This is a genomic window from Actinoplanes sp. NPDC051861, from assembly GCF_040681145.1.
In the GTDB taxonomy this organism is placed as follows: domain Bacteria; phylum Actinomycetota; class Actinomycetes; order Mycobacteriales; family Micromonosporaceae; genus Actinoplanes.
Window position 1 is genome coordinate 81,170 of record NZ_JBFAYE010000034.1, and the last position, 12,889, is coordinate 94,058.

At 69.9% G+C, this 12,889-nt stretch carries 10 protein-coding genes; 5 read left to right on the forward strand and 5 right to left on the reverse strand.

Annotated features, from left to right (window positions below):
* Nucleotides 1–230: hypothetical protein (locus tag AB0M02_RS45225; RefSeq protein WP_364238704.1), on the forward strand; the 230-nt coding region annotated here is incomplete at its 5' end.
* Nucleotides 231–298: 68 nt separating this feature from the next.
* The gene (locus AB0M02_RS45230) at nucleotides 299–1,498 is read left to right on the forward strand and encodes a nitroreductase (protein WP_364238705.1); all 1,200 of its coding nucleotides are present in this window, start codon (nucleotides 299–301) and stop codon (nucleotides 1,496–1,498) included.
* 231 nt (nucleotides 1,499–1,729) lie between these two features.
* Here AB0M02_RS45230 and AB0M02_RS45235 read toward each other — a convergent pair whose 3' ends face one another.
* Nucleotides 1,730–2,161 (reverse strand): DUF2000 domain-containing protein, encoded by a 432-nt coding sequence (locus AB0M02_RS45235; RefSeq protein WP_364238706.1) that lies wholly within the window; start codon nucleotides 2,159–2,161, stop codon nucleotides 1,730–1,732.
* Nucleotides 2,162–2,202: 41 nt separating this feature from the next.
* On the opposite strand from AB0M02_RS45235, the gene AB0M02_RS45240 reads away from it, so the two are divergent.
* Nucleotides 2,203–2,991 carry an AraC family transcriptional regulator gene (locus AB0M02_RS45240; protein ID WP_364238707.1) on the forward strand — a complete coding sequence of 263 codons (789 nt, stop codon included), beginning with the start codon at nucleotides 2,203–2,205 and terminating at the stop codon, nucleotides 2,989–2,991.
* 230 nt (nucleotides 2,992–3,221) lie between these two features.
* Here AB0M02_RS45240 and AB0M02_RS45245 read toward each other — a convergent pair whose 3' ends face one another.
* The 4 genes from AB0M02_RS45245 to AB0M02_RS45260 form a co-directional block, all read right to left on the reverse strand.
* Nucleotides 3,222–4,529, reverse strand: coding sequence for a hypothetical protein (locus AB0M02_RS45245; protein WP_364238708.1), 1,308 nt, complete (start codon nucleotides 4,527–4,529; stop codon nucleotides 3,222–3,224).
* Between the two features lie 27 nt (nucleotides 4,530–4,556).
* Nucleotides 4,557–7,271, reverse strand: a complete 2,715-nt coding sequence (locus AB0M02_RS45250; RefSeq protein ID WP_364238709.1) for a molybdopterin-dependent oxidoreductase — start codon at nucleotides 7,269–7,271, stop codon at nucleotides 4,557–4,559.
* Nucleotides 7,268–8,056, reverse strand: coding sequence for an FAD binding domain-containing protein (locus AB0M02_RS45255; RefSeq protein WP_364238710.1), 789 nt, complete (start codon nucleotides 8,054–8,056; stop codon nucleotides 7,268–7,270). Before AB0M02_RS45255 ends, AB0M02_RS45250 begins: the two co-directional genes overlap by 4 nt.
* A 194-nt stretch (nucleotides 8,057–8,250) precedes the next feature.
* Nucleotides 8,251–10,170, reverse strand: coding sequence for an ATP-binding protein (locus AB0M02_RS45260; RefSeq protein ID WP_364238711.1), 1,920 nt, complete (start codon nucleotides 10,168–10,170; stop codon nucleotides 8,251–8,253).
* A gap of 379 nt (nucleotides 10,171–10,549) precedes the next feature.
* Here AB0M02_RS45260 and AB0M02_RS45265 point away from each other — a divergent pair, with 379 nt between their 5' ends.
* Both AB0M02_RS45265 and AB0M02_RS45270 read left to right on the forward strand, forming a co-directional pair.
* Nucleotides 10,550–11,164, forward strand: a complete 615-nt coding sequence (locus AB0M02_RS45265) for a DUF6230 family protein (protein WP_364238712.1) — start codon at nucleotides 10,550–10,552, stop codon at nucleotides 11,162–11,164.
* A gap of 74 nt (nucleotides 11,165–11,238) precedes the next feature.
* On the forward strand, nucleotides 11,239–12,633 hold the full coding sequence (locus tag AB0M02_RS45270; protein ID WP_364238713.1) for a DUF6114 domain-containing protein: 1,395 nt from the start codon (nucleotides 11,239–11,241) through the stop codon (nucleotides 12,631–12,633).
* The last annotated feature ends 256 nt before the right edge of the window (nucleotides 12,634–12,889 follow it).

The window sequence follows — 12,889 nt, forward strand, 5'->3', positions numbered from 1 at the left end:
CCAACGAGGGCAACGGCAACTGGGCAACGGCAACCCGGCAACCGGGCAGCGGGCAACCGGGCAACGGCAACCCGGCAACCGGGCAGCGGGCAACCGGGCAACGGCAACCCGGCAACCGGGCAGCGGGCAGCGGACGGCGGACGGCGGACGGCGGACGGCGGACGGCGGGCAACCGGACAACGGCAACCGGACAACGGCAACCGGACAACGGCAACCGGACAACGGGGTGAGCCGGAGCTGCCCGAGGCCGGGACCTTCGGCCCTGCCCGTAGTGGCCGGCCCGCCGGAGCCTGAAGCTATGACCGGAATCCTGGTCGACGCCGTGCGCCACGCCCGGCACGCGCCGTCGATTTTCAACACCCAGCCGTGGCAGTGGCACATCGGGCAGGGCGAGGCCGAACTCCGGGCAGACCCCTCGCGCTGGCTCGAGCACACCGATCCGAATGCGCGGATGTTGCTGCTCAGCTGTGGCGCGGCGATCCATCACGCGGCCGTCGCCGTGCGGGCGCAGGGGTGGGACGTCGACATCGCGCGGTTCCCCGACGGTGCCGCCGGGCCGCTCGCTCGGATCCGGCTCGTTTCCGCGCGCGGCAGATACGAGAGGCTCGCCGCCTGGCTTCGGGCCGGTTGGTGGCAGGGCAGGCCGCCGGCGACGGAGACAGGTTTCCGCCCGGGCTTCGGATTCCGGACGGGCACGCCGCTGCGCACCAGGCCGACCGACGGTCCCGAGCCGGAGGAACTCGCCGCGGCCATCGCGCGGCGCCGGACCGATCGGCGCGCTTTCGGCCCACAGCCGATCGACGACAAGACCTTGGCGGAGCTGCGCCGGGCCGTCGTCGGTCAGGGTGCGGGACTTCATTTCGTACGCAAGGACGCCGTCCCCCTCCTAGCCGCCCTCACAGCCCGCGCGTCCGCCGAAGCAGCCAACCACCCATGGCAGGTCGCCGAACTCACCCACTGGACTCACCGACCAACCACCGCCGGCGACGGCGTCCCCGCGACCACGGCCGTCCAGGACGCACCTCGCCGAGTACCGATCCGCGATTTCGCCGCCACCGGAACCCCACACAGCACCGTCACAACGGAAAAACGCCGGCAGCCAGCACCCACAGCCCAACCCCGCACGCAGCCCGCCGATCGCAATGCGCGGGCGGCGGAAAGCGATGCGCGGCCGGCCGGGATCGCCGGGTTGGACGTCGGCGAGGGCAGCGACGCAGGCGCGACCTACGCGGTGATCTTCGGAACCGGTGACACCCCGGCCGACTGGCTTCGCGCAGGTGAGGCACTGTCCGCACTGCTGCTCACCGCCACCGCCCGAAACGTCGCCTCCGCACCCATGAGCGAGGTCATCGAAACGCCCCGAACCCGAGAGTTGCTCGCCGGCCTGATCGGCGGAGGCCGCCCCTACCTGGTGGTCCGCCTGGGCCACGCGACAAACCCGGCCCCACTCCCACCCGCACCACGCCGCCGCCCCGACGCAACCATCACGGGCACATGACGCCAAGCCGGGCCCGTGATCCTCGATCGCACGACGGTGCCGGCCCGTGACCCGGATCGCACCACGGCGCCCGGCCCGCGACCCCGGATCGCACCACGGTGCCGGCCCGTGACCCGGATCGCACCACGGCGCCGGGCCCGTGACCTCCGACTGCACCACCGAGCCGGGCCCGTAAGCCCCGACCGCACCACCGAGCCGGGCCCGCGAGCCCCGACCGCACCACCGAGCCCCTCACCGGTGCATGGCCGCACCCTTGACCACCCTGTCGACCAGATTGCGCGGCCCATAAACCGCCAACCCCACCAAATCCAACGACTCCGTAGCCACCGCCCGAACCGCCGCCCGGTTGGCCGCATCATGGCCCGTCGCGAACAAATCCGATGTGAAGACCGACATCGCCAGGTCGCGGCTGACCGCTCGCCCGTGCGCGGCCGTCAGCAGCTCCTTGCTGCCCTCGAAGACCAGGACCGGTTGCCGGAACATCGGCAGATAGGTCACGTCGCCGGCGTCCCGATACGGCTCCCCGATCACCTCCGGCGCCACCGTCGGGATTCCGCTGACCAGGAAGGCCGTGACGTTCAGGCGCTGCCAGACCAGCAGGTCGTCACGGAGCAGGACGGCGATTTTGGTGTCGAAGCGTACCGGTGCGTTCATGGGGTTCATCGTCGTCCGGCCGTCACGAGCAGGTCTTGTACGATTTTGACGTGCCCGGCGGGCCTCTGATCCGAGCCTGGCGGCCGCCGCTGCCGGGGGTCGCCGAGGTGTTGCACGCCCGATTCGGCGACCATGCGTACCCGATGCACGCCCACGACACCTGGACCGTGCTCCTGGTCGACGACGGCGCCGTGCGTTACGACCTCGATCGCCACGAGCGCGGGGCCTTCGGCGATCTGGTCACGCTTCTGCCACCCAAAGTGCCCCACAACGGTACGGCAGCGCGCCCCGGAGGTTTCCGCAAGCGCGTGCTCTACCTGGAACCGGGCCGGCTGCCCGACCGCCTGATCGGTCCCGCCGTCGACACCCCGGCCGTCACCGACCGCCACCTGCACCATCTGATCTCCGACGTGCATCGGCTGCTGCGCACGCCGGGTGACGAGGCCGCCGCCGAGGGCATCCTGGCAGTTGCTCTGGAACGTCTGCGCACCCACCTCGGCGACCAGCCACCGCAGCCACCGGCCCGGGATGCCGCTCACCGGCTCCGCGACCTGCTCGAGGAGCACATAGTCCCCGGCCTGCCCCTGGCCTCAGCCGCCGAACAACTGCACTTCGACCCGGCGCACCTGGTCCGCTCGTTCGGCCGCGAGTTCGGCATGTCCCCGCACCAGTACCTGATCTCCCGCCGCGTGGACCTCGCCCGCCGCCTGATCCTTTCCGGCCATCCACTCCGCTCCGTGGCCGTGAGCAGCGGCTTCTACGACCAGCCCCACCTGGTACGCCACTTCAAACGCATCCTCGGCGTCAGCCCCGGCCGCTTCGCCGACACACCCCGCTGACCCGACCTACTACGCCTTCCCCGCTCCAAGCCGCGCCCTCATGATTGGCCGCACACCCTCTAAAGCATCCTAGGAGGCTAGGTTCAGACCAAACGCGCACGAACGCGGAGAACCAGGGGCGTAAGAACGCGGAGAATCTGGGGCGCAAGAACGCGGAACAGGCGCGCAAGAACGCGGAGAACCAGGCGCGCAAGAACACGGAAGACCAGGGGCGCAAGAAGCACGGAAAACTAGAACGGCGGCTCATCCGTAGGCGGCCCGTCCGGAACCATTGGCGGCGCCAGCGACAACCCTCTGACCACCTCGAACGCCTCCTCGACCCGCCCCTGAACGACCAGCAGACGCGCTAGGTCATGAGCCTCCGGCACCGCACCTCGATACGGCCACAACTCCCGCACCGCCTCCGCGACCTGCCCATCCTCGGCCAGGATCCCCGCGACACGGCACCGCACGTACCAGGAGTCAGCCTCGGAACCGGCCCGCAACACCTCGACCGCCTCCCCCACGCGGCCGAGCGCCACGAGCGCGTCGGCCCGTACGGTCAAAAGCTCGAAATACGCATCACCGCGGAACTCGTCCATGAACGTGAGCAGCTCCCCGGCCCGCCCCTGCTCCAGCATCAGGCGCCGCACCTCGGGCAGATAACACTCCGGGTCGTCCAGCGCAGCGGGCCGCAGCACCTCGATCGCCTCGCCAACCCGACCGAGTTGAATCAGAAGGTCCGCGAGGTACCACGGGGGATGCGGGCGAAGTACCTCGATCGCCTCGTCGACGCGATCGAGATCTGCGAGAAGCTGCGCCAGTCGCTCCGCCGCATATTCCCCACCGCCATTGTCCGCGAAAGCCCGCAGCCGGTCCGGATCGTGGCGGGCGAGGAACTCGGACAGCAACTCGATGTGGTTGACGCGAAAGATGTCGCCACGGCGGTAGGACGACGCGAGCAACTCGATCGCCTCGCCCGCGCTTCCCCGGCGTTCCAGCACGGTGGCGAGCCGGCGCTCGGCCTCACCGTCGCACCGGCAGTCCGGCCCGTGCGGCGGCTCTGCGAGTGGGCGCAGCAGGTCCACCACCTCGTCGTCACGACCCTGACCAGCGGTGATGCTGACCAGCGCCTCGGCGTAGAGCCACTCCCCCGCCAGCCCCGGTGTCAGCAGCGCGATCGCCTCGTCGAGGCGGCCCTGCCCCGCCAGCAGCTCGGCGAGCCGGCTGACAGCCAGACGGGCACCGGCGTCCGCCTGCGGCCGGAGCACCGCGATCGCGGCGTCGGTGTCGCCGTGTCCGGCCAGCAGCGCGGCTGTCCGGCTGATCGGCTCCCACCACCCGGTGTCCGCGAACGGCCGGAGCACCTCGATCGCGCCGTCCCGGTCGTCACGGGCGTCCAGGTCGTCGGCGAGCGCGCGAGCACAGAAGTAGTCGCCGCTGGCGGCCTCACGTCGTACCCCATCGTGGTGACCGTGTTCGATCAGCGCTCGGGCCACCAACGGCGGCACCCACCCGTCATGCATGCGGAAGCGGCGATCAAGCTCAGCGGCATCCATGCGGACGCACCCTAGCGGGCCGGGCGATCACTCCCGCATTGCCTGCCAGATGCGGTCCGCGGTGAGGGGAATTTCAGTCATGCGTACGCCGATCGCGTCCCGCACAGCGTTGGCCAGCGCGGGCGACACCGGATTGAACGGGCTCTCGCTCATCGACTTCGCACCGAGCGGCCCGATCGAGTCGGTCGTCTGCGCGAAGTGGACCTCCGTGCGCGGTACGTCCGCGACCGTGGGCAGGTGATACTGCCGAAACCCGGTCGTCGTGACCTGCCCCGACGCATCGATGTCCACGTGCTCGGCGAGGGTGGCCCCCAGCGCCTGCGCCACACCGCCCTCGATCTGCCCACGCAACTGCCGCGGATTCATCACGGTCCCCGCGTCGGCGCTGTGCACACTACGCAAAATCCGCAACTCCCCGGTGTCCGGATCAACCGCGACCCGGAACCACTGCGCATTGAACGCCACGGATCGCGGAGTCCCGTCGAAGTGCCCATGCGCGGAAAGAAGTGAACCGGACCCCGCGGCCACACCAGGCCCGGCGGCCTCCGCGCCCAGGGCCGACCCCGCGACCACACCAAGCCCGGCGGCCTCCGCGCCCAGAGCGGACCCCGCGGCCACACCAGGCCCGGCGGCTTCCGCGCCCAGAGCGGACCCCGCGGACCCCGCGGATTCCGCGGCCATCGCGGCCCGCAACGCCCGAGCCGCCCGCAACACCGCCTGACCAGCCACGACAACGCCAGTCGACGCGAACGCACCGGTGTCATGCCGCACCACATCGGTGTCCGACTGCCGGATCACGATGCGATCAGTTCCGACGCCCAATTCGTCGGCCGCGATCTGGGCGTGCACCGTCGTGCTGCCGTTGCCGAATTCCGCCGTTCCGACCGCCACCTCGAAGCGCCCGTCCGGCAGGCGCGTGACCGTCGCGTCGGCGAAGTGGCCGCCCGGCGGCCCGGCCGCGATCATCGCGATGGCCATCCCCTGCCCCACCAGCCAGCCGTCCGGAGCCTCGTCGGTGGTCGCGTACGCCTCCCGCATCCGGCCGAGACACTGGTCCAGCCCGTAGGAGGCGATGCCGAGGTCGTCCGCGTGCGCGCCCGGAGCGGTCAGATCGTCACCGTCCCGGACCACGTTGAGCTCGCGGAACGTCACCGGGTCCATGCCTATCCCGCGGGCCAGTTCGTCCAGGACCGACTCGACGGCGAAGGTGACCTGGCCCAGCCCGTACCCGCGGAACGCACCCGCCGGAACCGTGTTGGTGTAGACCGTCACGGCATCAGTACGCATGTTCGCGCACTTGTAGACAGCAAGCGACTCGTGACATCCGTGATGCATCACCGACGGGCCGTGGTTGCCGTACGCGCCCGTGTCCACGAGAACGTCCAGCTGCAGGGCGGTCAGCGTGCCGTCGCGGCGCGCGCCGCCCGTCATGGTGATCTCGAACGGGTGCCGGGTGGTCGCGCCGACGAACTGGTCAGCTCGGGTGTATTCCCAGCGTACGGGTCGTCCGGTGCGCAGCACGGCGAGCGCGACGAGGTCCTCGACGAGCATCTCCTGCTTGCCGCCGAAGCCGCCGCCGACCCGGCCCGCGACCACCCGTACACGCTCCAGCGGCAGGTCGTAGAGCCGCGCGACGGCCCGCCGCGTCAGGAACGGTGTCTGCGTGCTGGACCGGATCACCAGCCGGCCGGACTCGTCCATCCACCCGACCGCGCCGTGCGTCTCGAGGCTGGCGTGCTGCACGCGGGCGGTGCGGAAAGTCGCGGAGAACACGCAGTCGGCCGAGGCCAAACCGGCGGAAACGTCGCCCAGTGAGGCGTGCAGCTCCGCCACGACGTTGGAGCCGGCACCGTGCACGACGGGGGCGTCCGGAGCCAGGGCGGCTCGCGGGTCGACCACGGACGGCAGAACGTCGTACTCGACGCGGAGCTGCCGGCAGCCCTCCTCGGCGGCGGCTTCCGACGAGGCGATAACGGCTGCGACCCGCTGTCCCACGAAACGGAGCACCTCGTCCAGGACCCGGGTGTCGTAGGGATCCTCGGCCTCGTTCTCGTGCTGAGCCGTGGAGAACAGCCGGTCGGGAGCGTCCTTGTGCGTCAGCACGGCCTCCACACCGGGCACCGCCAGGGCAGCGGACGTGTCGACCGCGATGATCCGGGCGTGCGCGTGCGGCGACCGCAGCACCTTCAGATGCAGCACTCCCGGTACGTCGAGGTCGAAGGTGTACCGCGACTGTCCCGTCACGACGTCGGGCCCGGCCGGGGCGCCCACGTCGGACCCGACCGCCGCACCGGAGACCGGGGGCGTAGCCGTGCGGGGCGGGCCGGACACCGCGTCGAGAATGGACGCGTAGCCCGTACATCTGCAAAGGTTTCCCTTGAATGACCTGGGCAGATCCTCGCGCTGGTCCGCGGAGAGCGCCGCCGCCGTCATGATCATGCCCGCTGTGCAGAAGCCGCACTGAAAACCTTGCGCGTCGAGAAAGCGCTGCTGAACAGGGTGCAGCTCGCCGGATCCGGCAAGACCTTCGATGGTCGTGACGCTGCGCCCGGCCGCGCGAAACGCCGGATAGACGCAGGAATGCACCGGCTTGCCGTCCACATGCACCGTGCAGGCACCGCAGTCGCCGGTGTCGCAGCCTTTCTTGACGCCGAAGCAGCCTTCTTCACGCAGAAACGTGCGCAAACATTGACCCGGCCGCGGTGCGCGTTCGTGCGTGTTTCCGTTGATCTCCATGGTCATGCGACCAGCTCCGCCCGGATCTGTTCGGCGTAGTGCCGCGTCAGGTGCCGCCGCCAGACCGGCCGGCCGTGTACATCGTCGACATACTGCTCGGCGGGAATGCGGTCGAGCGCGGCGGCGACGTCGTCCGCGTGCGGCGGCTCGGCGAACCGGAGGACATGCGGCCGGCGGGTCGCGGCGGTCACGGTGAGTGAGATGCCACCGGCGGGCTCGGCCCTGCCGATCAGGAGCACGGCCGAGCGGCCATGGCGATGCAAAGATCCTCTACGGTACGCCGTGCGCGCTCCGAGCGCCGCCGACGGCAGGTGGATCGACCGCAGGAACTCCCCGTCGCGCAGAACGGTCGTCCCCTCACCGGTCACGAACTCCGCGGCCGGCACCCGCCGCACCGCGCCATCCGCCGCCACCAGGGACAATGTCCCGTCCAGCGCGACACTCAGCGAGATCATCGGCCCGGCCGGCAGCGCCGCGCAGAGATTCCCGCCGACGGTCGCGACGTTCCAGATCTTGAACGACGCGAGGAACGCGTGGCAGCACTGGCGCACGATCCCGTGACGGCTCAGGCCCTCGGCGAGATCGGCGATCGTGCAGGTCGCCGCGACGTCCACCCCGTCGTCACTGAAGGTGAGTGGCGGCCATCCGGCGGCGGTCAGGTCAAGCAGTCGCCTGAGGTGCGGACGAGGCTCGCCGAACAGGGCGGTCCCGCCTCCGAGCCAGGCGTCACCCGGCCGCCACGCACCAGGCGCCGCCGGGCTGATCACTTCGGTCACGGTGTGCAGATCCACGTTCGTACGCTACGCGCAGTGTGTTTCGGATCTTGGCGATCCGCTTCGGGCCTCGTTAAATCCGTGATTCGGCACCTTCGGCTCGGCCCTCCCACAGAGCGGCCGCCAGCCGAGCGCGTGGGCAGCCGGCGACGGGCGGCGAGCGCAAAAGCGGGACGCGGCAGGCGGGGGACGCGGAGAGGGAGGGAGGCGAGTCAGACGGGGGCGGGAAGTGCGGCCGGGACCGACGGCAGCGTGATGGTGAACGTGCTGCCGCGGCCCACCACCGACTGGACCGCGATCGTGCCGCCATGGTCCCGGATGATGTCGCGGACGATGGCCAGGCCCAGACCGGGCCCCTGAACAGCCTGATCCATCGCATTGCCGGCACGGTGGAACGGGGTGAACAGTCCCGGCACGTCCTCGGCCGGGATGCCGATGCCGGTGTCCGTGACCGACACGGAGATGAGCTGCTCGCTCGCGGTCAGGTGGCAGGTGACGCTGCCGCCCGGCGGGGTGAACTTGATGGCGTTCTCCATCAGTTTGCGCAGGGCGCGCTGCAGCTGGGTACGGTCCCCGCGCACCCACGCGTCGTCAGCCTCGAACGTGACCGTCAGATTCTTCGCTCGCGCGGCGTTGTTGAGGTCTCCGTACACGGTCGTGGCGACCGCTGCCAGGTCGACCGGTTCCGCCGTGACGGCGGTGTGACTGTCGGGGCGGTCCAGCAGGACCAGGTCGCCGATCGTGTCGTGCAGGCGGTGGGCGTTGCGGTTGATGGCGCTGAGGGCGCGCTTCTGCAGCGGGCTGAGGCCGTCGCCGCCGTCCTCGGTCATCATCTCGGTGTAGCCGAGGATGCTGGTCAGAGGTGTGCGCAGCTCGTGGGTGACGGTCTGGATGAAGACGTCCTTGCGCTGGTCCAGCAGGCGCAGTTCGTTGATCAGCCGGGCCTGGTGGCGCTGGACGGTGAGCTGGCGCAGCGCGCGCTCGATCTCCCGGGTGACGCCGGCGAGCAGGCGGTACTCGGCCTCGGCCCAGGCGGCACCGGCCCGGGTGACCAGCAGGTATCCGGGTTCGCTCTCGGCGTCGGCGCAGAGCGTGACCGAGAAGCCGCCGCCGGGCCGGATGATCGGTTCGCCGGTGCTGCCGCGGACCAGGTCGGTGACCGTGTCGGCGGACAGGTCGGCGGCGTCGAGCGGCCAGTGGACCTTGACCGAGCCGGCCGCCGGGATGACCAGCTCGCAGTGCACCGAGTCGGCGCTGACCGCGCTGCCGATCAGCTCGGCGATGCGGCGGGTGGTGACCGAGGGGTCGTGCATCTCCTGGAGTTCGGCGGCGACGGCCTGGCGCAGGCCGGCGCGGGCCGCTCGGGCCTGTTCGGCCGCGAGCAGCGTCTCGGTCTGCTCGGCCAGGTCGTTGAGCGCCTCGATGACCGGGCGCAGTTCGGTCGCCCCGTCCGGGTCCGCGCGTGCCGAGTGGTCGCCGGCGGCGAGGCGGCGGATGGTCTGGCCGACATGATCGATCGGGGTGAGCAGCTGGCGCCGCCCGGTACGCGCGACCAGGTATCCGACCAGCAGGATCGCCACGACCAGCGCGGCCGACGTCGCGTGCATCACCCGGCGGCCGGCCACACCGTCCTGCTCCTCGGCCTGCTGCTCGGCGTCGATCGCGCGATCGGCGGAGTCGTTGACCAGCCGCAGGTTGTCGAAGAGCACCTTGGCGCGCGCCGCACGGTCGCTGTCGAGCACGTTGCCGCCGGCCTCGATCACCGGTAGCGCGTACTCGTTGAGCCACGTCTGGATCGCCACGCGCTGCCGGTTGATCAGGCCGCGCACCTCCGCGTCCCGGGTGTTCTCCTCGATCACGTCGAGTGCGCCCAGCGCGGCGATCCACCCGGTCTCGTACGGCTCGAGGAACAGTTGCTCGCCGGTGAGCTGGAAGCCGCGCACACCGGTCTCGGCGTCGGTCATCCGCTGCAGCACCCGGTCGTTGGCGGCCTGCGCACGGGTCACCCGCTGGATCATCGCGTCGTGCTCGGCACGCAGGCGCGCGCCCACCCCGAACTGCACCGTCAGCAACGCCCCGAAGAGCAGGAACAGGGCAGCGAAGCCCAGGTTGAGCCGTCGCTGAACACTCATCGGCGACGGTCCTGGTGGGCGTTCATGTCTCTCAGATCGGCAGGTCGGGGCGGAGACCTAAGTCAGGTACGAAGCCAACCCTGCGCCGCCACCGAGCGTGAACACTGAACGTTCCCTGAGTTTCGTTACCGATCCGTTATATTCAAGTTATGTCGTACCGGCGGTAACAAGTAAATCGGGATTATGTCCCAAACGTCGGGTCAGGCAGTGGCCGAGATCACGCACAGTCACATTGATCAAGTGAGCTGAGTTACTGACTGGTAGCTCGGGCCCTTGTACCAGCCGCCCTTCGGGGGCAACATTTCCGGCACATTACGGCCCCGACATCGATCGACCTCGCTCCAACGGTCGGCGGCCGCAGCCATTCCGAGGAGGTTCCGTGGAGGATGCGCAAAGCGCTCCGGCGTACGGGCGCACGAACTGGCGCCGGTTCGCCGTGGCGGTGGGCGTACCGACCGTTGTCGCCGGTGGCCTGGTCGTGGCGCTCGCGGAGGGCGCGCTGGCCGCCAATTTCACCATTTCCGGTAAGCAGTTCAAGCTGTCCGCCTCGAAGCTGGTTGGCGACGGCTTCACCCAGTACAGCGGCGAGTTGGAGACCAAGGACGGGAAGGTCCCGGCGGCGATGTCCGGGATCCAGAGCGCCACGCTGAACGACCTCTGCCAGTCGGTGGCGGTCGGGCCGGTCACGCTCCGGATCGAGGCGGGCGACGACCCCGAGCACCCGGTCGAGGCCACCAACCTGCTCATCGGCATGTCCGAGCTGGGCGGCGACGCCACGTTCGAGGACATCCAGATCGGCATCGACGCGAGCACCCTCGACCAGGCGCAGCCCGAGGCGAAGGGCGCGCCGGGCGGCTTCGGCCAGCAGGCCACCAAGGTCACCATCATCAACCTGCGCCAGCAGGCGTACTACACGTCGGCCTCGACCTTCACGCTGAACGGCATGAGCCTCAAGCTCCACGTCGGAGGCGAGCACGAGTGCTACACGGACTGAGCAGCGAATAGGTTCCCCGGGCTCGCGGAGCGGCAACTCCGCGAGCCTGCCGGTGTTGTGGAGGGGTTTCGAGCGTGGACGACTTCCGGAGCGAGTTCCGCACGTGGCGGCGCGGGCGGCCGTACTGGGGCGGGTTGTTCCTCGTGATGTCGGGGCTGGAGATGTTCACCAGCGCCAACATGGAACTCGCCGATCTGCAGTTGCACATCGGCCCGCAGGGCTTCCTCTCCTACCTGCTTCCGGTGATCATGCTGGTCTGCGGCGCGCTGGCCTGGTTCACACCTGCGCAACGGCTGTTCTACGGGATCGTCGGGACGCTCACCGCGCTGTACTCGTTCATCGGCCTCAACCTGGGCGGCTGGTTCGCCGGCATGTTCCTCGGGATCCTCGGCGGAGCCCTGGTGATCGCATGGACCCCGGCAGAGAGAGGCCCAGAAAAAGGCATAAAACCATACAAGGGTACGGGTGACGCACCGACCGGCGAGATCCCGGTGATCAGCGACTCCACGATCGTCCCGGGCATCGTCCCGGGAGACGGCTCGCACCAGGAACAGCCGCCCGGCAACCACCGCACGATCCGCAAAGCGCTGATCTTCATCGTGCCGCTGGCCATGGCCGGAACCCTGCTCGCGGCCACCGGAGCACCCGCCGACGCCGCAGAGTGCCCGAAGGGCCTGCCGTCGATCGCCCCCAAGGCCGCCGCGAAGTCGGCCACACCGAAACCTAAGAAGTCCAGGACACCCAGCCCGGCACCCTCGGCCGGCGCCCCCGCCGGCGGCTCAGCGAGCCCGTCACCGACGGCGACCGAGGACGACGGCACCGGATTCCCGATCCTGGACGGCATCGGCGACGTCATCGAGGACATCGGCGAGTGGTTCGACCCCGACAAGGACGAGGAGACGCCGTCGCCGTCGCCGTCGGCACCGGCCACAGCGCCGACCGCTACCCCGACCAGCGCGCCGGCGGAAAGCCCCACGGCCACCCCTAAACCGTCGAAGAAGCCCGAGGAGATCCCCTGCCTGGGACCGCGACAGGAGGGCCTGGTCGCGAACGCCGACGGGCTGCCCCGCGCGGCCGTCAAGCCGGGCCTCATGAAGGTCGGCTCGCTGACCATGTACAACTCGACGTACGAGGGTGTCACCGACGTGCCGACGGCGAACGGCGTCATCCCGTCGCTGCGCTTCGTCATGGACAAGGCGGTCAACAAGCCGTTCAGCCTGGAGATCGACGAGCCGGGCGACGCCACCACGCTGATCAAGAGCAACGAGCTGATCACCGACGGGAGCGTCGAGTTCTACACCCCGAAGTTCGCCGGCAAGCTGTTCGGGCTGATCCCGGTGACCTTCACCCCGGAGTCGCCGCCGCCACTGACCCTGCCGGTTCTGTGGTTCACCGACGTGACGATCGACCTCGCGTACGTCCAGTGCGACGTGCTGACGGCCGACCCGATCAAGATCACCGAGTCCTAGGTTCTGTCCCGCGAATCACCCGAGTGCGAGGCGAGGTCCAGGTGGTGGCTGGCGTCGGCCGGGCGAAGGTCGCATACCGGGGTTGTATGTGGCCTTCGCCCGGACGCCGTCAGCCACCACCTGGGCCACGCCGCAGCCCCGGGTGATCCGCGGGACAGAACCTAGATGTACTGACCACGGAGGTTGTTGACGTTCGGCGTGGTGCCTTGATCAGAGAGGAGACCTCCGGAAGGAGTGGCGGTGCTTGACGTCGCCG

Excerpts from the sequence above, each read along its gene's own strand:
- AB0M02_RS45235 (WP_364238706.1), bottom strand. The coding sequence starts at position 2,161 with ATGAACCCCATGAACGCACCGGTACGCTTCGACACCAAAATCGCCGTC.
- AB0M02_RS45230 (WP_364238705.1), top strand. The coding sequence starts at position 299 with ATGACCGGAATCCTGGTCGACGCCGTGCGCCACGCCCGGCACGCGCCG.
- AB0M02_RS45245 (WP_364238708.1), bottom strand. The coding sequence starts at position 4,529 with ATGGATGCCGCTGAGCTTGATCGCCGCTTCCGCATGCATGACGGGTGG.
- AB0M02_RS45250 (WP_364238709.1), bottom strand. The coding sequence starts at position 7,271 with ATGACCATGGAGATCAACGGAAACACGCACGAACGCGCACCGCGGCCG.
- AB0M02_RS45260 (WP_364238711.1), bottom strand. The coding sequence starts at position 10,170 with ATGAGTGTTCAGCGACGGCTCAACCTGGGCTTCGCTGCCCTGTTCCTG.